Annotated in this window: 22 protein-coding genes and 4 tRNA genes; 10 read left to right on the top strand and 16 right to left on the bottom strand. The window is 71.2% G+C overall.

Going from position 1 to position 24434, the window contains the following annotated elements; all coding sequences use genetic code 11:
• Positions 1-137: 137 nt before the first annotated feature.
• Both CFRA_RS00865 and CFRA_RS00860 read right to left on the bottom strand, forming a co-directional pair.
• The gene (locus tag CFRA_RS00865) at positions 138-566 is read right to left on the bottom strand and encodes a nucleoside deaminase (RefSeq protein WP_075663057.1); all 429 of its coding nucleotides are present in this window, start codon (positions 564-566) and stop codon (positions 138-140) included.
• Positions 567-781: 215 nt separating this feature from the next.
• Positions 782-1315, bottom strand: coding sequence for a tRNA adenosine deaminase-associated protein (locus tag CFRA_RS00860; protein ID WP_075663056.1), 534 nt, complete (start codon positions 1313-1315; stop codon positions 782-784).
• 37 nt (positions 1316-1352) lie between these two features.
• Between CFRA_RS00860 and CFRA_RS00855 the strand changes: the two genes are divergently transcribed.
• Positions 1353-2474: a prephenate dehydrogenase gene (locus CFRA_RS00855; protein WP_075663055.1), complete on the top strand. Its 1122-nt coding sequence runs from the start codon at positions 1353-1355 to the stop codon at positions 2472-2474.
• A 322-nt stretch (positions 2475-2796) separates the two neighbouring features.
• Here CFRA_RS00855 and CFRA_RS00850 read toward each other — a convergent pair.
• From CFRA_RS00850 to CFRA_RS00830, 5 genes are all read right to left on the bottom strand, one after another.
• Positions 2797-2869 (bottom strand) — tRNA-Arg (locus CFRA_RS00850).
• 345 nt (positions 2870-3214) lie between these two features.
• A complete protein-coding gene (locus tag CFRA_RS00845) occupies positions 3215-4798 on the bottom strand; it encodes an SLC13 family permease (RefSeq protein WP_075663054.1) in 1584 nt (527 codons plus the stop codon).
• Positions 4799-5241: 443 nt separating this feature from the next.
• On the bottom strand, positions 5242-6603 hold the full coding sequence (mgtE, locus tag CFRA_RS00840) for a magnesium transporter (RefSeq protein ID WP_075663053.1): 1362 nt from the start codon (positions 6601-6603) through the stop codon (positions 5242-5244).
• Between the two features lie 126 nt (positions 6604-6729).
• A tRNA-Arg gene (locus CFRA_RS00835) sits at positions 6730-6805 on the bottom strand.
• Between the two features lies 1 nt (position 6806).
• Positions 6807-6897: transfer RNA gene (locus CFRA_RS00830), tRNA-Ser, on the bottom strand.
• Between the two features lie 298 nt (positions 6898-7195).
• On the opposite strand from CFRA_RS00830, the gene CFRA_RS00825 reads away from it, so the two are divergent.
• Both CFRA_RS00825 and CFRA_RS00820 read left to right on the top strand, forming a co-directional pair.
• Positions 7196-8233, top strand: a complete 1038-nt coding sequence (locus CFRA_RS00825; RefSeq protein WP_075663052.1) for a histidinol-phosphate transaminase — start codon at positions 7196-7198, stop codon at positions 8231-8233.
• Positions 8234-8291: 58 nt separating this feature from the next.
• Positions 8292-9299: an MDR family oxidoreductase gene (locus CFRA_RS00820; protein WP_075663051.1), complete on the top strand. Its 1008-nt coding sequence runs from the start codon at positions 8292-8294 to the stop codon at positions 9297-9299.
• Positions 9300-9522: 223 nt separating this feature from the next.
• On the opposite strand, the gene CFRA_RS00815 is transcribed toward CFRA_RS00820, so the two are convergent.
• Positions 9523-9607: transfer RNA gene (locus tag CFRA_RS00815), tRNA-Ser, on the bottom strand.
• Between the two features lie 248 nt (positions 9608-9855).
• Between CFRA_RS00815 and CFRA_RS00810 the strand changes: the two genes are divergently transcribed.
• Positions 9856-10833, top strand: coding sequence for an NAD(P)H-quinone oxidoreductase (locus tag CFRA_RS00810; protein WP_075663050.1), 978 nt, complete (start codon positions 9856-9858; stop codon positions 10831-10833).
• 365 nt (positions 10834-11198) lie between these two features.
• Here the strand turns inward: CFRA_RS00810 and CFRA_RS00805 are convergent, their stop codons facing one another.
• From CFRA_RS00805 to CFRA_RS00790, 4 genes are all read right to left on the bottom strand, one after another.
• Positions 11199-11582, bottom strand: coding sequence for a hypothetical protein (locus CFRA_RS00805; RefSeq protein WP_075663049.1), 384 nt, complete (start codon positions 11580-11582; stop codon positions 11199-11201).
• 63 nt (positions 11583-11645) lie between these two features.
• Positions 11646-12245, bottom strand: a complete 600-nt coding sequence (locus CFRA_RS00800; RefSeq protein WP_075663048.1) for a hypothetical protein — start codon at positions 12243-12245, stop codon at positions 11646-11648.
• Between the two features lie 386 nt (positions 12246-12631).
• Entirely contained in the window at positions 12632-12967 is a 336-nt protein-coding gene (locus tag CFRA_RS00795) for a hypothetical protein (protein ID WP_245797613.1), read from the bottom strand.
• Positions 12968-13264: 297 nt separating this feature from the next.
• On the bottom strand, positions 13265-14554 hold the full coding sequence (locus tag CFRA_RS00790; RefSeq protein ID WP_075663047.1) for an aminotransferase class V-fold PLP-dependent enzyme: 1290 nt from the start codon (positions 14552-14554) through the stop codon (positions 13265-13267).
• A gap of 323 nt (positions 14555-14877) precedes the next feature.
• Here CFRA_RS00790 and wzm point away from each other — a divergent pair, with 323 nt between their 5' ends.
• The 3 genes from wzm (at position 14878) to glfT1 (ending at position 17670) form a co-directional block, all read left to right on the top strand.
• Positions 14878-15726, top strand: a complete 849-nt coding sequence (wzm, locus tag CFRA_RS00785) for a galactan export ABC transporter permease subunit Wzm/RfbD (protein WP_083666743.1) — start codon at positions 14878-14880, stop codon at positions 15724-15726.
• An 18-nt stretch (positions 15727-15744) separates the two neighbouring features.
• Complete coding sequence (gene wzt / locus CFRA_RS00780) at positions 15745-16656, top strand: galactan export ABC transporter ATP-binding subunit Wzt/RfbE (protein WP_245797611.1); 912 nt, start codon at positions 15745-15747, stop codon at positions 16654-16656.
• A 105-nt stretch (positions 16657-16761) separates the two neighbouring features.
• Positions 16762-17670, top strand: a complete 909-nt coding sequence (gene glfT1, locus CFRA_RS00775; RefSeq protein ID WP_075663045.1) for a galactofuranosyltransferase GlfT1 — start codon at positions 16762-16764, stop codon at positions 17668-17670.
• Here the strand turns inward: glfT1 and CFRA_RS00770 are convergent.
• The 4 genes from CFRA_RS00770 to CFRA_RS00755 form a co-directional block, all read right to left on the bottom strand.
• Positions 17667-18212 (bottom strand): hypothetical protein, encoded by a 546-nt coding sequence (locus CFRA_RS00770; RefSeq protein WP_075663044.1) that lies wholly within the window; start codon positions 18210-18212, stop codon positions 17667-17669. The genes glfT1 and CFRA_RS00770 overlap by 4 nt on opposite strands.
• An 83-nt stretch (positions 18213-18295) precedes the next feature.
• Positions 18296-18718 carry a GtrA family protein gene (locus CFRA_RS00765; protein ID WP_075664773.1) on the bottom strand — a complete coding sequence of 141 codons (423 nt, stop codon included), beginning with the start codon at positions 18716-18718 and terminating at the stop codon, positions 18296-18298.
• Between the two features lie 188 nt (positions 18719-18906).
• Positions 18907-20097 (bottom strand): hypothetical protein, encoded by a 1191-nt coding sequence (locus CFRA_RS00760; RefSeq protein WP_075663043.1) that lies wholly within the window; start codon positions 20095-20097, stop codon positions 18907-18909.
• Positions 20098-20325: 228 nt separating this feature from the next.
• Positions 20326-20940 (bottom strand): hypothetical protein, encoded by a 615-nt coding sequence (locus CFRA_RS00755; protein ID WP_075663042.1) that lies wholly within the window; start codon positions 20938-20940, stop codon positions 20326-20328.
• Between the two features lie 42 nt (positions 20941-20982).
• On the opposite strand from CFRA_RS00755, the gene CFRA_RS00750 reads away from it, so the two are divergent.
• The 3 genes from CFRA_RS00750 (at position 20983) to dprE2 (ending at position 23901) form a co-directional block, all read left to right on the top strand.
• The gene (locus CFRA_RS00750; protein WP_075663041.1) at positions 20983-21207 is read left to right on the top strand and encodes a hypothetical protein; all 225 of its coding nucleotides are present in this window, start codon (positions 20983-20985) and stop codon (positions 21205-21207) included.
• Positions 21208-21647: 440 nt separating this feature from the next.
• Positions 21648-23072: a decaprenylphosphoryl-beta-D-ribose oxidase gene (gene dprE1 / locus CFRA_RS00745; RefSeq protein WP_075663040.1), complete on the top strand. Its 1425-nt coding sequence runs from the start codon at positions 21648-21650 to the stop codon at positions 23070-23072.
• 67 nt (positions 23073-23139) lie between these two features.
• Positions 23140-23901, top strand: a complete 762-nt coding sequence (gene dprE2 / locus CFRA_RS00740) for a decaprenylphospho-beta-D-erythro-pentofuranosid-2-ulose 2-reductase (protein ID WP_075663039.1) — start codon at positions 23140-23142, stop codon at positions 23899-23901.
• Positions 23902-24434: the final 533 nt, after the last annotated feature.

The raw sequence follows: 24434 nt of genomic DNA, 5'->3' as shown, positions 1-24434 counted from the left end.
CGCGGAATCGTCGACGAACGCCGTTCACCGGCAAACGACCAGCTCACAGCACAGAATTTGTTTCATACATAGTGCACGGTCTGCGCGGTCCCCACCGCCGCGCGCGTTTCCACGGTCGCTTTCCGACGCCCCGCCACTCACCGCCGGGCGGCGAAGAACTCCGCGAGCAGACCGGCGCACTCGTCGGCGAGCACCCCGGCACGCACCTGCGGGCGGTGCATCGTGGCGGTGTCGCGCAGCAGGTCGAAGGCCGATCCGCACGCGCCGGTCTTCTCCTCCCACGCGCCGAAGACCAACGAGCCGACGCGCGCGCCCACCAGGGCGCCGGCGCACATCGAGCACGGCTCGAGGGTGACCACGAGCTCGCAGTCGGTCAGCCGCCAGTCCCCGCGCGCCTCGGCCGCGGCGCGCAGCGCGAGGACCTCCGCGTGCGCGGTGGGGTCGCCGTCGGCGTCGCGGCGGTTCGTCGCCGCGGCCAGCTCCTCCCCGTCCGGGGAGTAGACCACCGCACCGACGGGCACGTCGCCGGCCGGGGTCGTCCGCGCGACCTCGAGGGCGCGGCGCATCCGCTCGCGTGCGCGCCGCTCCCCCGCCGCCTCGGGCAGAACGTGGGCCCCGCGCTCGGCGGAACCGGCTCCCGGAGAATCTGCCGACGAAAAACCACCCAGGGCGGCGCCGACGCCGGAAGAAGAAGCCGGCGCAGGACCGGCACCGCCACTGCCCCCGCGCTCGGGCGCGCCAGGGCGCCGGGCGCCGGGGGACGGGACGTCGGAAATTGAACTCAGTGCTCCGGGATGTCGACCTCGTCGAAGAGCTCGTCGTCGAAGCCGAGCTCCTCGGCGATGCGCACGATCTGCTCGCTGGCCCAGTCGTCGAGGTCATCGGTGATCAGACCCATGACCTGCTCGGAGAGGCCGAGGTCGGCGAGGATGTCGAAGTCGCCCTCGGCCCAGGGGTCGACGTCCTCGACCTCGTCGGGGTTCAGGTCCGGCACCTCGGCGCCGATCTCCTCGAGCGCCGCGGCGGCGATGTCGTCCTCCACCCCGGCGGTCGCGTCCGAGAGCAGCACGCGCGTGCGGTTCGGCGAGGGGCGCACCACGATGAAGTAGTCGTCGTCCACGCACAGCAGCGCGAACGCGGGCCCCTCGGCGCGCAGCGCACGCACCGCGCGGACCGAGGTGTCCAGGTCATCGAAGTCGTCGTCGAACTCGCGCACGTGCCAGTGTGCGTCCGTCCTGGTCACGGTCACCGCGAAACTGGCGAAGTCCTCGCCCTCGCCGTCGAAGTCCACGCCGTCCGTGGTCTGGGGCTGCATACCGGCAACGGTAGTCGTCTTGTGTCATGCTTGTCAGGTGAGCTCACAACGCATCTCCCGCCCCGTATGCATCCTCGGCCTCGGCCTGATCGGCGGGTCCCTGCTGCGCGACCTCGTGGCCGCCGGCGAGACCGCCTACGGCTACAACCGCTCCCCCGACGCCGTCGAGGAGGCGAAGAAGGAGGGCTTCGACGTCACCTCCTCACTTTCCGACGTCCTGTCCCGCGCCCAGGGCGATGACGCCCTGGTGGTCGTCGCCACCCCCATGGGGGCCGTCGGCGCGATGCTGGACGCCATCGCCGAGTTCGCCCCCGACTGCGGCTTCACCGACGTCGTCTCCGTGAAGGGGGCCGTGCTCGAGGCCGTGCGCGAGCGGGGGATGGCCGAGCGCTACGTCGGCTCGCACCCGATGGCCGGCACCGCCGAGTCCGGCTGGGCGGCCTCGCACGAGGGGCTGTTCCGGGGTGCCGCGTGGGTGATCGGGTTTGACCTGGCGTGCGGGGACGCGGGCTCGGGTGCCGCCGGTGCCGGTACCGCCGCCGGTGCCGGGGCTTCCGGGGCGGGTGCCGGTGCCGCGGCTGGGGCCTCGGGTGCCGGAGCCGCGGAGGTCCCGGCCTCCTGGGTGGAGCTGTGGAAGGACGTCGCCACCCTGGCCGGCGTGGTCCACGCCGAGGTCGTGCCCGCCCGCGTCGGGGTCCACGACGCCGCGGTCGCCCGCATCAGCCACATGCCGCACGTGCTCGCCGAGGCCCTGGCCGTGGTCGGCGACCAGGGCGGCGCGCTGGCGCACTCACTGGCCGCCGGCAGCTTCCGCGACGCCACCCGCGTCGCCGGCAGCGAGCCGGCCCTGGTCCGCGCCATGTGCGAGACCAACGCCGCTGCCGTGGTCGACGTGCTCGACGAGGTCATCGAGCTGCTCAACGAGGCCCGCGAGTCGCTGTCGCGCCCCGAGCCCGACATCGCCGAGCTCGCCGACGCCGGTCACAGCGCGCGTATCCGGTTCAAGGCACGCGAGGCCTCCGGCGCGCGCGGCGGCGAGTCGGTCAGCCCGGTGCCGGTCTCCTCGCGCCCGGTGCTGCGCGTGCGCCCCGGCGAGGGCGAGTGGGTCCAGGTGCTCATCCAGGCCGAGTCGCTGGGCGCCCGCGTCGAGGTGTTCTAGGGGTCGGGCGGCTCGGGGGAGCCTGTTCGCACCTGCTTTTACCGGGTGTGGGCCGGTAAACCCGAAAACCGCCTGACAAACCCGCAGGTCACCGAGTTGAGCGAAATCGCTTACCGACCCCGGGTCGGTAAAACCGTGCGGATCCGGGCGGGAAACCATCCCTGTTCCCCCGATCAGCCCCCGATAACCGGCCGGCCGATCCGGTCAATAGGCCGACCAGCCCTACCAATCGGCCGACCGACCCGGCCAATCGACTGGCCGACCCGCTCAATCAGGCCATAGACACGAAAATGGGCCCCGCCTTTCGGCGGGGCCCTGATCGTGCGCCCGGAGGGATTCGAACCCCCAACCTTCTGATCCGTAGTCAGATGCTCTATCCGTTGAGCTACGGGCGCAGTCCGTCACCGGGGCTAGCCCCTGCAACGAGGAGATACATTACCCCCGGGCCCCGTGGCCACCAAATCCCCTGCTCACCAGGCAGAAACCCCTAGGGAGCGAGGGCTCGCCCGGAGGAACACCTGGCCGGGCACCCGCACGCCCCGCAGGAACACCCGCCGAGACCCCCCGCCCCGCAGACTCAGAACTGCGCTCCCCCGCCTCGAAGTCCACCAACAACACAACCACCCCACGCCCCGCAGACGCGGAACCGGCCCGGACCCACGAGGGGTCCGGGCCGGTTCCGGGGTCACGCGGCTCCGGCGATCGCCGCGGCTAACAACCGGGCGATCACCGCGCCGACGTCACAACACGATGCCGAAGACCGGGATCGCGATGAAGTAGACCGTGATGGTAATCAGCACGACGGCGATCAGGTTCAGCCAGATGCCGCCCTTGATCATGTTGCCGATACTGACGTAGCCGGAGCCGAAGGCGATCGCGTTCGGCGGGGTGGCCACCGGCAGCATGAACGCGCAGGTGGCGGCCAGGGCGACCGGGATGGTCAGCAGCAGCACGTTCTGCTCGTTGCCGCCCGAGGTCAGCCCGATGCCCACGGCCACGCCGGCGAGGATCGGCAGGAAGGTCGCGGCGGTCGCGGTGTTCGAGGTGAACTCGGTGAGGATCAGCACCAGCGCGGCCACGGCGGCGACCAGCAGGATCACCGGCAGGACCTTCAGGCCCTGGGCCAGGTCACCGATCCACAGCGAGAGGCCGGACTCGGAGAACATCTTGGACAGCGCCAGGCCGCCGCCGAAGAGCAGCAGCACGTCCCACGGCAGGTCGTTGGCGGTCTTCCAGTCCATCAGCTTCACGCCGGGCTTGTAACCGGAGGGCAGGATGAACAGCAGCAGCGAGGCGGCCAGGCCGATCGCGGCGTCGGCGATGGTGACGGACCAGCCGAAGTTGTCGATGAGGATCGGCACGAAGATCCAGCACAGCGCGGCACCGGCGAAGACGACAGCGGTGACAGCCTCGGGCTGGTGCATCTTGCCGAGCTTCTTGAGCTCCTCACGGATCAGCTCCTTGCCGCCGGGGATCTCCTTCATCTCGGGTTTGAACACGGTGACCAGCACCAGCCACGCGACGATCAGGAAGACCACGGCGATCGGCACGCCGACGAGCATCCACTGGCCGAAGCCGATCTCGATGCCGTGGTTGTTGGACATGTAGGCGACGAGCAGGGCGTTCGGCGGGGTGCCGATGATGGTGCCGACCGAGCCGATCGAGGCCGAGTAGGCGATCGCGAGCATCAGGGCCGTGGCGAAGTTGCGCTGCTTGCGCATGCCGCCGACGGTCTCGGCGGTCAGCTGCAGCACGGACATGCCGATCGGCAGCATGACCACGGCGGTCGCGGTGTTGGAGACCCACATCGACAGGAAGCCGGTGGCCAGCATGAAGCCGAGGACGAGGCGCTTGGGCTGGGTGCCCACGGCGAGCACGACGGTCAGCGCGAGCCGGCGGTGCAGGTTCCAGCGCTGCATGCCGAGCGCGAGGATGAAGCCGCCCATGAACAGGAAGATCGTGGGTTCGGCGTAGGAGGAGGAGATCTCGCCGAACTCGATGACCTGCAGCAGCGGGAACGCGACCAGCGGCACCAGGGCGGTGGCGGCCAGCGGGATCGCCTCGGTCATCCACCAGGCGCCCATGAGCACGGCGACGGCGGCGGTGATGCGCATCGCGCTGCCGGTGTACTCGACGCCGTCCTCGGCGTAGGCCTCGTTGATGCGCTCCGCCGCGCCGTCCGGGAAGATCAGGTAGATGACGACGGCCAGCAGCAGGCCGACGATCAGGCCGGTCACCCGCCGGCGGATGTCCTTGAAGTCTGGGGTGCGGGAGTCCTCGCCTACGGCGTGCGACGAACTCTCTTGGACCTTGGGTGTGGTCATGGGTACGGCGTCCTTCGTGCTGGGGGTCCCGAGTGTTTCCGGGGGTTTTCCCGTGGGTCACCGCGCCTCCCGCCCGGGGAGGCCAGCACCTCCCGCCCGGGGAGGTCAACGGGGTGGACGTCGATGTTCTCCACCACCGGCGGTTACAATAATGATCCTAACCACCGGAACACCGGACTCCCAGACGCCTCACACTCTGACCTCATCTGTCACACATATGCGCAGGTCCGGCCACTCAGGTCACCCTGAGTACGGGGGTGGACCCACCCCCGAAGCGGAAGAAGCGGACACGCCCCGATTTCCGACGTCCCGCCACGCACCGCAGGCGCGCACCTCACCCGCCGCGCGGCTCACCCGCCGCGCGCCGCAGGCGCGCGGCCGCCCCACACCGGACGGCGCGGGGTGCGCGCCCGGCGGTGGGGCGGGACGTCGGCAATCGAAGGTCAGAGGCCGAGCACGGAGATGGCGATGAGGAAGTAGATGATCAGGCCGGTGGCGTCGCAGAAGGTGGAGATGAACGGGTTGGAGAAGACCGCGGGGTCGGCGCCGACGGACTTGGCGACGATCGGCATCGCGCCGCCGACAGTCGCCGACATCGTGCACACGGCCAGCAGGGTGCAACCGATCACGGCGCCGATCGGCACGCCGTAGACGAGCGCGGCCAGGCAGAAGCCGATCGCGCCGAGCAGCGCGCCCATCATCAGGCCCACGCGCAGCTCGCGCCACATGACCTGCAGGATGTCGCGCTTGCGCACGTCGCCGAGCGCCAGCGCGCGGGTGACCGTCGTGGCCGCCTGGTTGCCCGTGTTGCCGCCGGTGCCCGTCAGCAGCGGGATGAACAGCGAGAGCGTGACCACCTTCGACAGCGTCTCCTCGAAGACGTCGAGGACCTGCACCGTCAGGATCGCCGAGACCGCCAGCACCAGCAGCCACACCACGCGCGAGCGCACCAGCTTGGCCACCGGGGTGGACAGGTAGGGCTGCTGCAGCGGCTCGGAACCACCGGAGCGCGCGGAGTCCTCGCTGTCCTCCTCCTCGACGATGTCCTGGGCGTCGTCCCAGGTCAGAAGCCCCACGAGGCGGTCGGTGTCGTCGACGACGGGCAGGGCGAGGTAGTCGAGCGGCAGGAACCAGCGGGCGGTGTCCTCGGCGTCGTCGTGCGCGCGGCAGTACACCGGCGGGTTCATGATCTCGGCCAGGCGCGTGTCGTCGTCGGCGGTGAAGATCTCGGTGAAGGAGCAGAAGCCCTCGAGCTTGCGGTCGTGGGCGACGACGGGCACCGCGTAGATCGTCTCGACGTCCTCGGCGGAGCGGCGCAGCTTCTCCAGCGCCTGCGCGGCCGTCATCGTCGAGTAGATCGTGGCGACCTCCGGGCTCATGCGGCGGCCGACCGAGCCCTTCGGGTAGCCCATGACGACCTCGGTGACGTGTGATTCGCCGGGGTCGAGCTGGCGCAGCAGGGCCTCGGCGATCTCGGCGGGCAGCTCGTCGAGCAGCGAGACGCGGTCGTCCGGGTCGAGCTCGTCGAAGAACTCGTAGATGTCGCGGTTCTGCAGCGCGCCGATCAGATCGGCCTGGTGGCGCGGGTCGAGCGCGTCGAAGACCTCGATGGAGCGGCGCCGGCTGAGCAGCCGCAGCACCAGGGCCGCGCGGGTGGGGTCGCTGCGCTCGACGAGCGCGACGACGTCCTGGATCGGGGGTTCGGCGAGCCGGGCGGCCAGCTCGTGGGCCTGCTCGGGGCGCAGGTTGTCGGCGCGCAGGATGCGCTTGAGTCCGTCGAGATCCCAGGTTTCGGTGGCGCCCACGGCGCACCTCCCGTCTGTCGTGGTGCTTGTCCCCCGCCGCGTCCACCGACGCCGCGGCACGAATGAGGCCCCGCGCCCGCCCGCTGCACGCTGCAGCCGGCGGGCCACGAGGCCGTCACTTCATGGTGGTGCGCCCGGAGGGATTCGAACCCCCAACCTTCTGATCCGTAGTCAGATGCTCTATCCGTTGAGCTACGGGCGCGTGGCGGAGACGAGAGGATTTGAACCTCCGGACCTCATCACAAGGTCAACTCCTTAGCAGGGAGCCCCATTCGGCCGCTCTGGCACGTCTCCTGACCGTCCGACTCGAGGCCGGACTGCGTAGAGCCTACCGGAGCGTCGCGTGCGAATTCAAACTTGCTTGACGACGTCCCGGGGCGCGCGCCCGGCGCGCACCTGCGCCGTGGGTGCGGCTTGGGCTCGGCGGGGGTGGCTTGGGTGCGGCGGGCGGGGTGGCCCGGGCCCGTGGGGCGGGGTGGCCGGCCGGTGGAGCGAGGCGGCCGAGGCCGGACCGGCGGGCCGGTCGGCCCGGCGCTCAGGTTTCCGCTGATTCGGTGTTTCGCCCGACACAACTGCGACTAGGGTGAACCCCATGATCCGCCCTGACCTGGACACGCTGCCCTCCTACGCCCCCGGCCGCAAGCTCGCCGACGCCCTGAAGCTCTCGTCCAACGAGGTGACCTTCCCGCCGCTGAAGGCCGCCGTCGACGCGATGGCCGAGGCCGCCGCCGGCGCCAACCGCTACCCCGCCATGCCCCCCGCCGAGCTGACCGCCGCGCTCGCCGACCACCTGGGTCTTTCCCCGGAGCAGGTCACCGTCGGCTGCGGCTCCTCCGCGCTGTGCCTGCAGCTGCTGCAGGCGACCACCCGCGAGGGCGACGAGGTGATCTACCCGTGGCGCAGCTTCGAGGCCTACCCGATCTTCGTGCAGGTCGTCGGCGCCAAGTGCGTGCCGGTCGAGCTGACCGGGACCGGGCACCTGGACCTCGACGCGATGGCCGCCGCCGTCACCGAGCGCACCAGCGCGATCTTCGTGTGCAACCCGAACAACCCGTCGGGCCAGACGATCACGCGCGCCGAGTTCGCCGAGTTCATGGACAAGATCCCGGAGCGGGTCACCGTGGCCCTCGACGAGGCGTACTTCGAGTTCAACCGCGCCGAGGACACCCCGGTGGCCACCGAGGAGATCGCGTCGCGGCCGAACGTGGTGGGCCTGCGCACCTTCTCCAAAGCCTACGGCCTGGCCGGCGCGCGCGTGGGCTACGCCTTCGGCGAGCCGGGCATCATCGACGCGATGACCAAGGTCGGCATCCCCTTCGCGGTCTCCGCCCCGGCGCAGGCCGGCGCGCTGGCCTCGCTGAACGCGGTGGACGCCCTGATGGAGCGCGTCGAAGAGATCGTCGCCGACCGCGACCGGGTCTCCGAGGCGCTGGGCACCGAGCCGACCCAGGCGAACTTCGTCTGGCTGCCCACCCCGGACGGCGACGCGGACTACCCGCAGCGGGTCTCCGAGGCGCTGGCCGAGGCCGGCGTGGTGGTCCGCGCCTTCCCCGAGGGCGTGCGCGTCACCGTGAGCACGCCCGAGGAGAACGACCGGCTGCTCGAGGCCTGGCGCACCGCGGGGCTGTAATTCAGCCGGGCCGCGAAACCCCTCGCCGCGGTCGGGGTCTTGCCTACACTCGCGAGGCATGAGCCACTCCCCCGCCTCCCCCGCCCATGCCGTCGTCGTCCGCGAGCTCAAGCAGCCCGCGGAGCTGACCGAGGTCGACCTGGACGCCGTCGAGGTCGCCGACGGTGACCTGCTCATCGACGTCGCCTACTCCTCCCTGAACTACAAGGACGCCATGGCGCTGGCCGGCGACCCCGGCATCGTGCGCACCACCCCGCTGATCCCCGGCATCGACGCCGTGGGCACGGTCGTCGAGGCCCCCGGCGGCGGGTTCCGCCCCGGCCAGACCGTCGTCGTCAACGGTGCGGGCCTCGGCGAGCGCCGCGACGGCGGCTATGTCGCACGCACGTCGGTGCCCGCGACGTCGGCAATCGTGGTGCCGGACCGCTTCGACGCGCGCCAGGCGGCCGCGGTCGGCACGGCCGGGTTCACCGCCGCGCTGTGCGTGCAGGCGCTCATCGATCACGGGGTGACCGCCGGCGACGCGCCGGTGCTGGTCACGGGCGCGACCGGCGGCGTGGGCAGCATCGCGCTGCACCTGCTGGACGCGCTCGGCCTCGACACGGTGGCGCTGACCGGGCGCGTCGACGAGCACGGCGACTACCTGCGCGGGCTCGGCGCCGGCGAGATCCTCGACCGCGCCGACTTCGCCGACCAGGGCAAGCCGCTGCAGAAGGCGCGCTTCGCCGGGGTGGTCGACACCGTCGGCTCGCACACGCTGGTCAACGCGCTCGCGCAGCTCAAATGGGGCGGCGTCGCGGCGGCCTGCGGCATGGCGCAGGGCCCGGACCTGCCCGGCTCGGTGCTGCCGTTCATCCTGCGCGGCGTCACACTGGTGGGCGCGAACTCGGTCGACGCCCCGGCCGAGCTGCGCGAGCGTGCCTGGGCGCTGCTGGCCCGGCACCTGGACACGGAGATCCTCGAGTCGCTGACCGAGGAGATCGGCCTGGACGAGGTCATCGACGCAGGCGGAGAGCTGCTGGCCGGCCGGCGCCACGGGCGCACGGTGGTGCGCGTCGCCGATTGACGACGCCGCGCGGGTCGGCGCCGTGCGGACGACGCGGGTCGGCGCGTGCCGGGGTGGCAAGACCGCCCCGCGGATCCCGGGCCTGGGACCTGGCGCCACGCGGGTCGCGGGCCTGGGACCGGGGTCTGCGGCCCGGGTCTGAAGACCTAGGTGCTGGGTCCTTGCCCCGAAGAGAGACGACCGCCCCGCGGATCCGGGTGGACCCGCGGGGCGGTCTCTCGCGCGGAGGCGGGGGGATTTGAACCCCCGGACGGTTGCCCGTCGCCGGTTTTCAAGACCGGTGCATTCGGCCGCTCTGCCACGCCTCCCTGCCCCCGGAACAATACCGAAGCGGGGCCGCGCGACCCGCATGGACCCCGCCGGCACACCAGGGCTGCACCGGTGCCGCTCGAGAGGCCCACGTACCACGAGCGAGCCCGCACCGGGGCTGCGCGACTGCCGCGGGTGGAGCCTGCACCAGCGCGAGGTGCGGTCCTGCACCGGTATCAGGACCGGGATGATCCCGGGGCCGGAAACGGTGGCCGCGGCCCCGCGGTCACCCTTAGGGTGGGGCGATATGAAGGCCATCACACAAAAGGACCTGAACGACCCGACCTCCCTCGTCCTCGAGGACGTCGCCGACCCGGTGCCCGGCGAGGGCGAGATCCTGGTCAAGGTGCACACCGCCGGGGTCAACCGCGGTGACCTGCTCCAGGCCCGCGGCCACTATCCGCCGCCGCCCGGGGCCTCCGAGATCATCGGCATGGAGTGCTCGGGCACCGTCGTCGCCAACGACACCGGCGAGGGCCCGGCGGTCGGCTCCGAGGTCGGCTGCCTGCTCGCCGGCGGCGGCTACGCGGAGCTGGTGGCCGTCCCGGTCGGTCAGACCGCGCCGCTTCCGGAGGGGCTGAGCCTGGCGGAGACGGGCTCGATCATAGAGGTCGCCTGCACCGCGTGGTCGAACCTCGGCATGGCCGCCGGACTGCGGCCCGGTACGGCCGAGGGCAAGAAGGTGCTGGTCCACGGCGGATCCGGCGGCGTCGGCTCCTTCGCGGTGCAGATGCTCCACGCGCTCGGCTGCGAGGTGGCCGTGACGGCCGGGTCGGCGGAGAAGCTCGAGTACTGCCGCGAGCTGGGCGCCTCGAAGCTGATCAACTACCGCGAGCAGGACTTCGCCGAGGAGCTCAAGGGCTGGGCGGACGTCATCCTCGACATCATGGGGGCGAAGTACCTCAAGGGCAACATCCGGGCGCTCGCGCCGGACGGGCAGCTGGTGATCATCGGCATGCAGGGCGGCACGAAGGCGGAGATCAACCTGGCGCCGCTGCTGCCGAAGCGCCTCTCGATCCACGGCACGACGCTGCGCGCCCGCCCGGTGGAGGGCAAGGCGGAGATCGTGGCCGACGCGGTGGAGAACGTGTGGCCGCTGATCGCGGACGGGTCGATCACCCACCGCGTGCACGAGACCTTCCCGCTGGCCGAGGCCGCCCAGGCCCACGCCGCCCTCGACTCCGGCGAGGTGACGGGCAAGCTCGCGCTGCGCGTCACGGACTGAGGTCGGGGTTCGGGGCTGGCCCGGGTTTGACGGTCAGCCCGGGGCCCGCCCGACTTTTTGTGTCATCCCAGGACTCCGCGTGACGGACCCGGGGTTTTCGGGCAGCCCGATCCCGCGGATTTCGGGGAACCCGGGGTCCCGCCCGACTTTTTGTGTCATCCCAGAACTCCGCTTGGTTGCCGACCTGGGAAAACGGGGTTCGTTGAACGCCCCCATGACACATTTTCTCGGTCACCCCTGCCCGTCCCCGGCCGTCGCCGGCCATCCCCGACCCCACTCACGCGCACTCCCAGAGATCCCCCCCCCCTGTTCCCTCGCAGCCGCGGAGATCCCCCTGTTCCCTCGCAGCCGCGGAGATCCCCCACTCACGCGCAGTCACGCAGATCCGGCGGCGGATACCGACCGTTGTTCCCGGTCCGGTATCGGGCTCCCCGGTCCCACTGTTCCGGGGAAGGCGGCGGGGCCCAGAATCGCCTGTCGACCGGCGCGTCCCTCTGCTGGAGCGTCCGGTGGAGGTCCTTCACCTCGAGGAACGAGCTAGGGTCCCGCAGTGCATCGGCGTCGAGGTGGCGCAGCACCATCCCCATGTTGTGGAAGCCACGGCTCCGGTAAAGCTCTCGCAGAGCGGTGTTCCGCCCTTGGGCACCCGCCGTCTTCGCGGCTCCCTCGTACTCCAGGATCAGCCCGACGTCCGGGAAGAAGAAGTCCACTCTCCCGATGAACGCCCCGTCCCCGCCGAAGATCGACACCTGCCGTAGGGGCCTCGGCAGTCCGACGGCGGCGATGTGCAGGGCCGAGATGCTCTCGGCCGGTTATTCGCCGTAGGGCGTGCCGATCTCCCGGGCCTTCCTCGCACGCGGCATCCCGGGCGCCCCGGCCAAGAGATCCAGGTGGGCGTCCAGTTCACTTCCGGTCAGTCTTCCCTCGTGCCAGGCGTTTTCGAGAGGCACCAGCCCCGCCGCCTCGCCGTCGAACCGGGCTGCGTCGATGGCGGCCCGGGCCGGAGAGACCACGCGGACCGGCATCCCCGCCACCGTCGTGGCGCCCGCCGGAAGAGCGCCCCGGGTCTTCGGCCTGTGCAGGCGGACTCCCGGTAGCCGTCTCGGCCGACGCCCCTCGGGAAGGTAGAGGTCAATGCGCATGCTCCCCGGCCTGGTCCAGGTAGAGAGGCCCATCGCGAGTGCCGCGGCCTGCCCCGTCAGTACACCGCCCGGCACTGCGTGCTGAAGGGCCGCGACCCTCAGGAGGAATCTCTGCTTCGCCGTCAGCCGGCGCCAGTCCCGCGGAAGCACATAGGCACCCTTCGCCAGCTTGATCATCTTCGATTCCCCGTGAGTGTCCCGCCTCCGCAACTTTTCCCGCTCCCAGGAGGAGAGCCTGTCGGTCAGGATCAGCGCCGCCCCGAAGTCCATGACTCAACCCCAGCAGATGACGGGCCGGGAAGGCGCTCCCCGAGCTCAGGTCTGTGGATGCCGCTCCCCGGTCACGGCGGTTCTCCACAGCCGATCGACGCCGTCCGCCACGGGGCGCCGGCGGGTGCTATCGGCTGTCCTGCCGCCGTGGAGCGACTCTCGAGCCATCGAGGACCGACTTTTTGTGTCATCGCGGACCGGAGCTTTTCCTCCGACCTGGGAAAACCCGATTCCTTGAAAGCCCCCACGACACATTTTTCCGGTCGGAGGGTGCTAGAGCACGGGGACGCTAGGCCTCAGAAGCACCAGGCACAGGGGCCCTACACCGGCCGAGGTCCTGAGCTGCCGCAGCCCTACGCCGGTCGGGGCACTGGGCCGCTGCCGCGCTACGCCGGCGGGCCCGAGAAGCAGCAGCCGAACGCGACCGCGATGACGACGAAGGGCGCGGCCGCGGCCAGCAGCGCCGCCAGGAACAGGTCGTACTTCTTCCTCGTGACCGCCAGATAGCAGTTCGCGGCGAAGACACCGACGAGAATCACGCAGGTCACGATGACCGTCGGCCACCACCACTCCCGGCCGATGATCCAGAAGAGATAGCCGACGACGTAGGCGAGGACCGTGAGTCCCCAGCCGATCAGACGGGGCGAGCGGCCCTGCGGAGGACCACCACCCGGGTTCTCACCACCGCCCGGATTCTCGTTGACCGTGTTGTCCTCGACCACGTTGTGCCTCCTGGAATCTGCGTACCGCACTTCTAGGAAAATCTGCGTGCTGCGCTTCTAGGAATAGGTACACGTTAAGTGACCCGCGTATCGCGCACAAGGGTCGGGAACGCGGCTGCGGCCTACGCCAGCGGGGCCACCCCTCGGCCTTCGACGGCGAGCGTCGCCCACGAACCTCACCCGCGACATCCGCCCACGAACCTCACCCGCGACATCCGTCCTCGAACCTCACCCGCGGCCTTGACCGGCCGGCAGCCCACGCTCCCCACGCCGGCGGCCCGCTAACGCACCCGCGGCCTAAGCCAGCGAGGCGACCACGCGGGTCAGGTGCTCGATGTCGTGGCTCTGGTTGAACGGGGCCAGGGAGACCGTGACGGCCCCGCCGACCTCGTCGGCACCCATGTCGGAGAGCAACCCGCCCGTCGGCGCGACGGTGGTGACCAGGCCGTTGTCCAGCAGCCGGCGGTGCACCGTCTCGGCCGGCACGCCGCGCACCGCGAAGGAGATCCGCGGCACCCGGTCGACCCGCGCCCCCTGCGCGACCTCGCCGGTCACGCCCAGGATGTGCACCGCGGGCAGCGAACCGATGAAGGTCACCAGGTCGCGCCCCAGCGAACGCAGGTAGGCCGCCATCTCGGTGGCCGAGCGCACCAGCCGGTCGCGCCGCGGCCCGCCGGCGCCACCGCGCGCCCCGGAACCGCCGCGCGCCCCGGAAGCACCCGAGCCCGCCGGGTGCGCCAGCGAGGCCAGGTGGTCCACCAGCGGCGCGACGCCGCCGGCCAGCCCCTCGGAGACGGGGAACTCGAGGCTGCGGTTCGTGCCGCGCTCGGCGGCCGGGTCCACCGGGTCGAGGCGGCGCAGCATCAGCTCGTCGCGGAAGACCAGGGCCGCCAGCTGCGGCCCGCCCAGCCGCGCGAGGTCCACACCGACGATGTCGGCGCCCCACTCGCCCATGTCCACCGGGCGGTAGGCCGCGTAGGTGGTCGCGTCGACGAGCACCCACAGCCGGGCCGCACGGTGCGCGGCGTCGACGATCTCGGTGACCGGGGTGACGGTGCCCAGAAGCTCGTGGGCCGCGGGCAGGGAGACCAGCCGGGTGCCCGGCTCGACCAGGCGCTCGTACTGGTAGGCCGGCAGCTCCCCGGTGCCCAGGTCGGGCTGCGCCCACCGCACGTGGTCGGTGGCCGCGGCGAGCTGGTGGCTCAGCTCGGGCCGGTCGAGGTTGGTCAGCAGCACGCTCGAGCCGCGCCGCCACATCGGCCGCATCGCGCGCGCGAGGGTGGCGTAGAGCTGCTCGAGGCTGGAGCCGAGCACGACCTTCTCCGGCGAGGAGCCGACCAGATCGGCCACGGCCAGACGCGCGGCCGTCAGGTGCAGCTCGCCCTCGAAACCGCCGCCGCTGGTTCGCGTGTGCGAGCCGACGCGCCCGGTGGTCGGCGGCAGGGGCGCGGCGGACGTGCGGAAGGCACGCGCGACCCCGGCGGCGACCCGCTCGGGGATCTGGGGCCGGTCGTGCGCGTTCAGGTACGTCCAGCCGTCACCCAGCGACACGTACTGACCGCGCACCTCCGCGACGTCGTAGACCATGGTTCTCCTGACGAGAGTGTGCGCTGTAGTCCCCACCAGTATGCCCGTCCGCGCCCGCCGTGCCACATCGCCAGGTCAGGGCGGGCATGCGTGACGACCAGCACAAAATGTGATCCGTCACCGACGCCCCTCCGCCTCCCCTCCGCGCGCCGACGTCCCACCGCGCACCGCCCCACGCACCCGCGGCGCCGGCGCGCGCGACGCCGGGCCGCACGACGTCGTCAAGCACGCCACGGCTCACGATCCGCGCACCCCGACCGCTAGGCTTGGGTGCCGTGCAGGAACAAACACGTACCCAGCAACTGCGCGCGGACCTGGCGCGGATGACGTCGGAGCCCGAGGGTGAGGCCCCCGCCTCGCAGTCGCGCACGATGAAGGCCGCCTGGGCCGACCTGGTCCGGGGGCTCGGCCAGCATGAGCTGTGGCTCCTGCTGGGCTGGCAGGACATCAAGCAGCGCTACCGGCGCAGCGTGCTCGGCCCGCTGTGGATCACCATCGCCACCGGCGTCATGGCGCTCGCCCTCGGCCTGCTGTACTCGGTGCTGTTCAAGGTGCCGATCGCGGAGTTCCTGCCGCACGTGACCGTCGGCCTGATCATGTGGGGGTTCATCTCCGGGTGCATCAAGGAGGGCGCGGACATCTTCATCGACAACGAGGGGCTGATCAAGCAGCTGCCCTCGGCGCTGTCGGTGCACGTCTACCGCCTGGTGTGGAAGCAGACGCTCTTCCTGGCGCACAACATGGTCATCTGGCTGATCCTGGTGCTAATCTTCCCGCGCAACCTGGGCTGGGACCTGCTGCTGGCGATCCCGGCGTTCGCCCTGCTGATCATCAACGGGGTGTGGGTGGCGATGTTCTTCGGCATCGTGGCCACCCGCTACCGCGACATCTCCCCGCTGCTGGAGGCGGGCACGCAGCTGCTCTTCTACGTCACCCCGATCGTGTGGATGACCTCGACGCTGCAGGAGAACATGGCGGAGATGGGCTCGCGGGCCAAGCTCGCCCAGCTCAACCCGCTCTACCACTACCTGGAGATCGTCCGCGCGCCCCTGATCGGCGCCCCGCTGCCCGCCTACCACTGGTGGATCGTCATCGGGTTCACGGTCTGCGGCGTGATCCTGGCGCTGATCGCGATGCGGCAGTGGCGCTTCCGGGTCTCGTACTGGGTCTAGGCGGATAAGGAGCACATCATGGTTTCCATCGACACCCACCACGCGTGCGTGGACTTCCCGATCTTCGACGCGAAGACCCGCTCGCTGAAGAAGGCGTTCCTCGGCGCGGCCGGCGGCGCGATCGGCCGCAACACGGACAACGTGGTCGTCGTCGAGGCGCTCAAGGACGTCAACCTCCACCTGCGCGAGGGCGACCGCGTCGGGCTCGTCGGCCACAACGGCGCGGGCAAGTCGACGCTTCTGCGCCTGCTCTCGGGCATCTACGAGCCGACCCGCGGCTCGGCGACGGTGCGCGGCCGCGTCGCGCCGGTCTTCGACCTGGGCGTGGGCATGGACCCGGAGATCTCGGGTTACGAGAACATCATCATCCGCGGGCTCTTCCTGGGGCAGACGCGGCGGTCGATGAAGAGGAAGATGGACGAGATCGCGGAGTTCTCCGAGCTCGGCGAGTACCTCAACATGCCGCTGCGCACCTACTCGACCGGTATGCGCGTGCGCCTGGCGCTGGGCGTGGTGACCTCGATCGAGCCGGAGATCCTGCTTCTCGACGAGGGCATCGGCGCCGTCGACGCCGCCTTCATGGCCAAGGCGCGCGTGCGGCTGCAGGAGATGGTCAAGCGCTCGGGCATCCTGGTCTTCGCCTCGCACTCGAACGACTTCCTGGCGCAGCTGTGCAACACGGCGGTGTGGATCAACCACGGCGAGGTGCACCGCACGGGCCTGGTCGACGAGGTCGTCGAGGCCTACGAGGGCCCCGAGGCCGGCGCGCACATGCGCCGGATGGTCCGCCAGTTCCAGGGCGAGGACGCCCCCGTCTCCGTGGCGCCCGAGGACGAGGAGGCGCACGCCCGTGCGTTGGGCCTCGCGATTGACGACGCCGCGTCCCCCGCCCCGGGTGCGGACACACCCGCCCCCGGCGACGAGGCGTAGCAGGCCGATCCCGGCGGGATGCCGGGGCACGGCGTGGCCGGCCTGCCCCGCCCGGCTCGCGCGGCGCGGGCGGCGCGCCGGCGACCGTGTGCCAGAATTAAGCCCATGGAGATCCCGCCGCTCAACCGCGAAAACCCGACGATGGCCGTCATCGTCACCCACCACCGCGCCGAACTGCTGCGCAACTCGCTGAAGGTCGTCGCGGACCAGACGCACCGCGTCGAGCGGATCATCGTCGTCGACAACGGCAATGAGGAAGCCGTGCGCGACGTCGTCAATCAGATCGCCGGGGACCGCGGGGTCTACCTGCCCAGCCGCACCAACCTCGGCGGCGGGGGCGGATTCGCCTACGGGTTCCTCACCGCGCTCGCGCTCGGCGCCGGCGCCGTGTGGTGCGCCGACGACGACGGCCGGCCCGCCAACGAGCACGTGCTGGAGAAGCTCTTCGACGCCGCCGAGGCCCACGGCCTGCACGAGGTCTCGCCCGTGGTGTGCAACATCGACGAGCCCGACCGCCTGGCCTTCCCGCTGCGCCAGGGGTTGACGTGGAAGCGGCGGCGCTCGGAGCTCGAGGGCGACCTGGTCGAGGGCATCGCCAGCCTCTTCAACGGCGCGCTGATCTCCGCGCGCGCCATGGAGGTCATCGGCGTCCCGGACTACCGGCTGTTCATCCGCGGCGACGAGGTCGAGTACCACCGCCGCCTGGTGCGCTCGGGGCTGTCCTTCGGCACCGCGCTGACCACGGCGTACCTGCACCCGGACGGCTCGGATGAGTTCCGGCCGATCCTCGGTGGGAGGATGCACACGCAGTACCCGGACAACGAGAACAAGCGCTTCTTCACCTACCGCAACCGCGGCTACCTGATGAACCAGCCGGGCATGCGCCGGCTGCTGCCGCAGGAGTACGCGCGCTTCGGCTGGTTCTTCCTGGTGCAGCGTCGCGACCCGAAGGGCTTCCGCGAGTGGCTGCGGCTGCACCGGCTGGGCCGGCGCGAGCACTTCGAGCGGCCCTAGCGGGGGTCTGTGGGGTCGCCGGGGTCGAGGCGGTCACCCGGCTGTTCACCCGGACCGGGCCCGTCCCCCGGACCGGCCGCCGGGGCACCCTCCAGCTCCTCGCCGGGATCGTCACCGCGGCGGCGCCGCAGGAACAGCGCGGCCGAGGCACCGAGCAGCACCGCGATCGGGCTGAGCGCCACCAGTTCCGCCACGCGCAGGAACGTCGCCAGTCCCCCGGTGCCGATGGCCGCCGAGTAGACCAGCGACCACGCCGCGCGCACCGCCAGGTAGGCCAGCGCGCCGCTGAGCGCGATGCGCGCGTGGGCCCGCCGTTTTCCGGTGGTGCGCCGGAGGATGAACCCGGACACCGTGGCCAGGCCGAGGGCCGCGGCCACGCCGATGAACTCGACGCTGGCCATCACCCAGCTGATCGAGCTGCGCACGCCGCTGCCCAGTTCCGCGAACGAGTCGCCCATGAGCACGACGACGACCACGGCCAGGACGGCGGAGAGCACCCCGGCGCAGATCAGCTCGGCCCGGCGCGCGTGCACGGAGGTCATCGGCGGCTCCTCTCCTCGTCGTCCTGGTCCGGTGATTCCCCCACGAGAGTACCGGGACGGGGACAGGAGATCAGATCATCGGATCAGCGGGCGCCGCGGAAGATGATGGTGCGCTGGATGACGAAGTTGGCCACCGTCGCCGTGCCCTGCGAGACGACGAAGGCGATCACCGTGGACAGCCAGTCGGGCAGCCCCCAGCCGGACAGCAGGATGAAGCCGTACTTGTAGCCGCCGACGTTGATCAGGTACGTCACGCTGTAGAGCAGGCAGACCGCCAGGAAGCGGCGCACCGACGGCTCGGCGCGGAACGTCCAGCGCCGGTTGATCATGTAGGCGCTCAGCGTGCCGAAGATGAAGCCGACCGTGCGCGAGACCGCCAGGCTCTGCCCGAACAGGTACTGCATCACGGCGGTGAAGCTCAGGTCCACCACCGCCGAGACGACGCCGGAGATGATGAAGCGGGTCGCCTGGGTGCGCAGGCTGGATTCGTCGGTGCCTTTGATCACGGTCGTCTGCCTGCCTGAGTGGTGCGCTGAGTCGTCGTGCTTGCCGACGGCGCGCGCCTCGCCGGCGCGCGGTTCCCCTGCGGGTCCGGCGTCGGTGCCCCGCGGGTCGCCGAGGGCACCGACCGCCTCGTGGCCGGTCGGTTCGGTGCGGGAGTCGTCCTCGCGTGCGTCGCGCATGGTGGGAAAGCCTAGTCCACCGGGGCCGTACCGCCCGCGAGCAGCGCGCGGTAGAGGTCCAGGCGGCCGACCGGCGGGAGGCGGTCGGGCCCGTAGCCGCCGTGCGCGGCGAGCTGCTCGAGCGAGGCCCGGCACAGGTCGCGGACCTCGTCGGCCCCGAGGTTGCCGCCGTCCGCGGCGGTCCAGCCGAGGGCCGCCATCGTGGTGGTGATCACCTCGTCGGTCAGTTCCTCGTCAGACAGGCACGTCAGGGCGAGCACGGTCGCCCAGAAGGCGTCGGCGCCGCGCTGGTCGTCCTCGAGGGGCAGCTCGGCGAGCGGCACGAGTTCGGCCGCGCCGGGATGCGCGCCCTGGTCGGCCCCCGCACCCACGCCGGGGGCCGCGCCTGTGCGCGCACGGGCTCCGGGCGGGACGTCGTCAATTCCGTCGGCGTCGATTCCGTCGGCGTCGATCCGCTCCGGCCGGGAGGAGACCGCCGCGGTGAGGTCGAGGGCCTGCAGCAGCGGGACGAAGTCGAAGAGCCCGCTGCGCGAGATCAGCCCGCGCACCTGCGGGTGCACCGCCGCGAGGACGTCGGTGATCGTCTCCGCGCCGGTCAGGCGGGCGTTGATGCCCGGCAGGTCGAAGGGCGCGCCGGTGAAGCTGCCGTAGCCGCCGACGCACAGCGCGTCCGGGGTCGCCGCGTCGCGCGGGAAGCCGCCGACCACGGTCACGGGCACGGCCCACAGGCCCCAGTGGTAGGTGACCTCGTCGCCCTCCTCGGCGAGGTGGAGGTGCAGCTCGTCGTCCCCGTGCAGCTCCTCGTCGGCGCCGGGACCTGCGCCGCCGCCTGTGCCCCGGTCGCCGCGGCCAACGCCGCCGCCCCGGCCCGGGCCGTCGTACCTTCCGCCGGGCGCGTCGATCCCCGCGCCGGCGGCGGGGCCGAACCACCAGGCCACGGTGCCGTCGCCGGTGGCCTCGGGGGTGTCGAAGCCGAGGCAGACGTCCAGGATCTGGTGCAGGTCGAACAGGTGCAGGTGGTCGTTGACGCCGATGTGGCGGTAGACCTCCCCCTGGCGCTCCGCCCCCGCGACGCGCAGCACCACGGTGCGCGCGGCCGGGTCGTCGCGGGGCCCGCGGCTGCGCTCTCGGCGCGCGGCTGCCAGATCGACGACGGTGTCGTCGTCGATCCTGTGGCGGACGCCGGCCGGAGACGGTGACATGGGCCCCAGCGTAGCTGCGTCCGCCCGCCTCCCGCCGCGGCGAAACCCGGGGGCCGGTCGGGTTGCGGTCGGGTGGGTGAGTTCTGGGGCAGGGCCCGTGGGCATTTTGGGTCGGTTTGTCGGGTGGGCGCGGCATTTCCCCAGGTCAGATTCCGGGCCTCCGCGCAAACTGCAACAAAATGCCCAGGGTGGCCCCGGGCCACCCCCAACCCAACCCGGCCTCGACCCCTACCCCAGCTCGGGCAGCGGCAGCGGGCGCACCGACCTGCCGAAGGCGTCCTTCAGGAACGCCCGCGTGCGCCGCCGGTTCTCCACCGCGTGCCACCCGTCGACCACGTCGGCCACCGCGCGCGCCAGCGACCAGCAGGCCTCAGCCTCCGGCTCCCCGTGGTAGGCCTCGGCGAGGTGCCCCGGGTCCGGGACCTCGACCTTCGGCATGCGCAGCCCCTGGGCCTTCGGGTTCTGCTCCTTGTTCTCTGCGACGGCCTCGTCGATCCGGCCGACCGCGGCGCGGATCGGCTCGACCAGCGCCGTCAGGGTCCCGGCGCCGGAGCCGGGCAGCACGCCGGCGGCCGTCGGGAAGCTCAGGCCCCGCTCCACCGCGGCCTCCGTGCGCGCCACGACGGTGCCCTCGAGCAGGTCGTCCAGGCGGCCCGGGTCCACGTCGCCGTCCTCGTCCGAGAGCACCCACGCCCCCGAGAGGATCGCCGCCGGCGAGGAGAAGTCCGGGTTGGTCTGCACGTGCCAGACCACCGTGCGCGCCTCCCCGGCGTCGACGACGGCGATGACGGGGTGCTCGGCGGGGGCGGCGGTTTCTGCGGCGGTGGTCTCAGGCGGCGTCATGGCTCCCGACGTTACCGCCCCGACCCCGCTAGCCTGGGTGCCATGTCCGAGATCAGCCACGACGAACGCCACGGCGTCCACGAGGCCGCGCAACGCACCAACCTGCCGCTCGACGACTTCATGGTGCGCCTGGTCGCCCAGGAGCTGCCCATGGTGGACACCACCAGCCAGTCCCTGGTGCTCAAGGAGCTGCGCGAGTACTCCGGCCCCACGATCACCAGCCAGGAGGGGCTGCCGGAACCCGTGCGCCGTCTGCTGGACCTCTGAGGCCCCGATTGCCGACGTCGCGCCCCGCCCCGCGGGCGGTTCCCGCCCCGTGGGCGGGCGCCCCGGGACGAGTCCCGCCGCGGGCGGGCACCACACCGTAGGCGGGCACCAACTCAGGGGCGGACACCGCCCCGTGACGGGATCCACCGCACACCGGAAGGGTGGCGCAGAGCGCATGTGACGGGACGTCGGCAAGCACAACCGGGCAGAACCGGAAACACGGACACCCAGATGTACGCAGACTCACCCCCTGGACACAGCTGTTACATTGTGGATTCCCACGCCCACCCGGGTATCCTTGACCGCGTATGAGACCGAAAAGGTCAACATATCCACCCTGCGCGTCGCGTAGGGCCTCTCGTCTGCCCCGAGGCCACAGCCACGGAACCGGGCACAATCCCACATCCATCGGCACCGAGCACAAGGAAAGATAGCTTCCCATGGCACAAGAGACCATCCCCACGACGGAACAGTCGCTGCACGGCTGGGGCCGCACCGCCCCGTCGACGGCCCACGTCCTGTCGACCCCGGACGTCGAGACCATCATCGACGCCGTCAAGATGACCGCCGAGCGCAACTCGTCGCTGCCCGAGCGCGAGCGCCGCGGCATCATCGCCCGCGGCATGGGCCGCTCCTACGGTGACCCGGCCCAGAACGGCGGCGGCATCGTCGTCGACATGCAGCCGCTGAACAAGATCCACTCGATCGACCCGGACACCGCCATCGTCGACGTCGACGGCGGCGTGACCCTCGACCAGCTGATGAAGGCCGCCCTGCCCTACGGCCTGTGGGTCCCCGTCCTGCCCGGCACCCGCCAGGTCACCATCGGCGGCGCCATCGGCCCGGACATCCACGGCAAGAACCACCACTCCGACGGCTCCTTCGGCGACCACGTCACTTCCATGGAGCTGCTCGTCGCCGACGGGCGTGTGCTCCACCTCGAGCCCGAGGGCAGCGAGGACGACCCGGAGGGCACCCTGTTCTGGGCGACCGTCGGCGGCATGGGCCTGACCGGCATCATCCTGCGCGCGCAGATCCGCATGACCAAGACCGAGACGGCCTACTTCATCGCGGACACCGACCGCACCGCCAACCTCGACGAGACCATCGCCGCCCACTCGGACGGCTCGGAGAAGAACTACTCCTACTCCTCCGCCTGGTTCGACGTCATCTCCCCGGAGCCCAAGCTGGGCCGTGCCACCATCTCGCGCGGCTCGCTGGCCACCCTCGACCAGCTCAAGGAGTTCGCCCCGAAGCTGGCCAAGGACCCGCTGAAGTTCAACGCCCCGCAGCTGATGACCGTGCCGGACATCTTCCCGTCCTGGACGATGAACAAGCTGACCCTGTCCGCCATCGGCGAGGCCTATTACATGATGGGCGCGCCGGCGCGGAACCAGGTCAAGAACCTCACGCAGTTCTACCAGCCGCTCGACCTGATCGGCGAGTGGAACCGCGGCTACGGCAAGGCCGGCTTCCTGCAGTACCAGTTCGTCGTGCCGACCGAGGCCGTCGAGCCGTTCAAGGACATCATCAAGCAGATGCAGGCCAGCGGCCACTACTCGGCGCTCAACGTGTTCAAGCTCTTCGGCGAGGGCAACCGCGCCCCACTGAGCTACCCGATGCCGGGCTGGAACGTCTGCGTCGACTTCCCGATCCGTCCGGGCCTGAACAAGCTGCTCGACGACCTGGACCGCCAGGTCCTCGAGTTCGGCGGCCGCCTCTACCTGGCCAAGGAGTCGCGCACCACCCCGGAGATGTTCCACAAGATGTACCCGGGCATGGAGGGCTGGCTGAAGACCCGCAACGAGATCGACCCGACCGGCGTGTTCGCCTCGGACATGTCGCGCCGCCTCGAGCTGCGCTGATCCGCCCACCTACACTCACCGCAAAGCCAAGCGAAGCTACAAGGTAAGCAACAAGGAGAGTCACCAAATGCTCAACGCTGTGGGACAGGCCCAGAACATCCTGCTGCTCGGGGGTACCTCGGAGATCGGCCTGGCCGCCGTCACCGAGTTCCTCGACCGCGGCCCCGCCCGCGTCATCCTCGCCGCCCGTGAGGACTCGCCACGCATCGAGGCCGCCGCCAAGCAGGTCCGCGAGGCCGGCGCCTCCGAGGTCGAGGTCATCGACTTCGACGCCACCGCCTTCGACACCCACGAGGAGGTCATCGACAAGGCCTTCGGTCACGGCGACGTCGACGTGGCCATCGTGGCCTTCGGCACCCTGGGCGACCAGGAGGAGCTGTGGCAGAACCACGACAAGGCCGTCGCCTCCGCGCAGGTCAACTACACCGGCCCCGTCTCCGTGGGCGTGCTGCTCGGCCAGCGCATGCGCGAGCAGGGCCACGGCACCATCGTGGCGATGTCCTCGGTCGCCGGCGTGCGCGTGCGCCGCTCGAACTTCGTCTACGGCGCCTCCAAGGCCGGCCTGGACGGCTTCTACACCCAGCTCGGCGTCGCCCTGAAGGACTCCGGCGTCAACGTGCTGGTCGTCCGCCCGGGCCAGGTGCGCACCAAGATGTCGGCCGGGGTCAAGGAGGCCCCGCTGACCGTGGACGCCAAGGAGGTCGGCGAGCGCATCGTCGACGCCGTGCTCAAGGGCAAGGACATCATCTTCGTCCACCCGGCCTTCGAGGCCGTCGCCGGCGTGTTCAACTTCATCCCGCGCCAGATCTTCAACCGCCTGCCGCTGTAAGGCGGTGGTCAGAGGCTGACGCGGCGGTGCCGTTGTGAGACGGCCTGCCGCTGTAGGCGGTGGTGCTTGAGGCGGCGGCGCCGTAGCGCGCCGCACGCCCTTGCGCATCCCCCGCACCCCGCGGGGTGAGACCCGGGTTCCGGTCCTTTCATGGGCCGGGGCCCGGGTTTTTGTTGTTTGAGGGGTGGGTGGGGTTGGTGGGCTTGGTTTTGGCTGGGGCCCGTAGGGTTCGGCGCGGGATCGGTGGGGTTCGGCGCGGGATCGGTGGGCATTTTGTGTCGTTTTGTGCCGGAGCCACGAAATCGACCTGGGGAAACGCCGACGCGGCCGGACAAACCTACACAAAATGCCCACGTTCGAACCGCCACAGCCCTCGGGCGGCCTGCCACAGCCCTCGGGCGGCCTGCCACAGCCCACGGCCGGCCCGCCACAGCCCACGGCCGGCCCGCCACAGCCCACGGTCGAACCGCCACAGCCCACGGCCGACCCACCACAGTCCACGCCCGGCCCGCCGGAGCCACCCAGGAAACCCC

This window comes from Corynebacterium frankenforstense DSM 45800, from assembly GCF_001941485.1.
Lineage (GTDB): Bacteria > Actinomycetota > Actinomycetes > Mycobacteriales > Mycobacteriaceae > Corynebacterium > Corynebacterium frankenforstense.
Note: the sequence above shows the minus strand (reverse complement) of the source record. Positions and strands in the feature narration are given on the sequence as shown.

What these genes read in the sequence shown, in the direction of transcription:
- CFRA_RS00820 (WP_075663051.1), top strand. Translation starts at nt 8,292, where the DNA reads ATGAGCCACTCCCCCGCCTCCCCCGCCCATGCCGTCGTCGTCCGCGAG.
- CFRA_RS00845 (WP_075663054.1), bottom strand. Translation starts at nt 4,798, where the DNA reads ATGACCACACCCAAGGTCCAAGAGAGTTCGTCGCACGCCGTAGGCGAG.
- CFRA_RS00825 (WP_075663052.1), top strand. Translation starts at nt 7,196, where the DNA reads ATGATCCGCCCTGACCTGGACACGCTGCCCTCCTACGCCCCCGGCCGC.
- glfT1 (WP_075663045.1), top strand. Translation starts at nt 16,762, where the DNA reads ATGGAGATCCCGCCGCTCAACCGCGAAAACCCGACGATGGCCGTCATC.
- wzt (WP_245797611.1), top strand. Translation starts at nt 15,745, where the DNA reads ATGGTTTCCATCGACACCCACCACGCGTGCGTGGACTTCCCGATCTTC.
- wzm (WP_083666743.1), top strand. Translation starts at nt 14,878, where the DNA reads ATGACGTCGGAGCCCGAGGGTGAGGCCCCCGCCTCGCAGTCGCGCACG.
- CFRA_RS00760 (WP_075663043.1), bottom strand. Translation starts at nt 20,097, where the DNA reads ATGTCACCGTCTCCGGCCGGCGTCCGCCACAGGATCGACGACGACACC.
- CFRA_RS00810 (WP_075663050.1), top strand. Translation starts at nt 9,856, where the DNA reads ATGAAGGCCATCACACAAAAGGACCTGAACGACCCGACCTCCCTCGTC.
- CFRA_RS00800 (WP_075663048.1), bottom strand. Translation starts at nt 12,245, where the DNA reads ATGGACTTCGGGGCGGCGCTGATCCTGACCGACAGGCTCTCCTCCTGG.
- dprE1 (WP_075663040.1), top strand. Translation starts at nt 21,648, where the DNA reads ATGGCACAAGAGACCATCCCCACGACGGAACAGTCGCTGCACGGCTGG.
- CFRA_RS00865 (WP_075663057.1), bottom strand. Translation starts at nt 566, where the DNA reads ATGCGCCGCGCCCTCGAGGTCGCGCGGACGACCCCGGCCGGCGACGTG.
- CFRA_RS00770 (WP_075663044.1), bottom strand. Translation starts at nt 18,212, where the DNA reads ATGACCTCCGTGCACGCGCGCCGGGCCGAGCTGATCTGCGCCGGGGTG.
- CFRA_RS00860 (WP_075663056.1), bottom strand. Translation starts at nt 1,315, where the DNA reads ATGCAGCCCCAGACCACGGACGGCGTGGACTTCGACGGCGAGGGCGAG.
- CFRA_RS00790 (WP_075663047.1), bottom strand. Translation starts at nt 14,554, where the DNA reads ATGGTCTACGACGTCGCGGAGGTGCGCGGTCAGTACGTGTCGCTGGGT.
- CFRA_RS00750 (WP_075663041.1), top strand. Translation starts at nt 20,983, where the DNA reads ATGTCCGAGATCAGCCACGACGAACGCCACGGCGTCCACGAGGCCGCG.
- CFRA_RS00755 (WP_075663042.1), bottom strand. Translation starts at nt 20,940, where the DNA reads ATGACGCCGCCTGAGACCACCGCCGCAGAAACCGCCGCCCCCGCCGAG.
- dprE2 (WP_075663039.1), top strand. Translation starts at nt 23,140, where the DNA reads ATGCTCAACGCTGTGGGACAGGCCCAGAACATCCTGCTGCTCGGGGGT.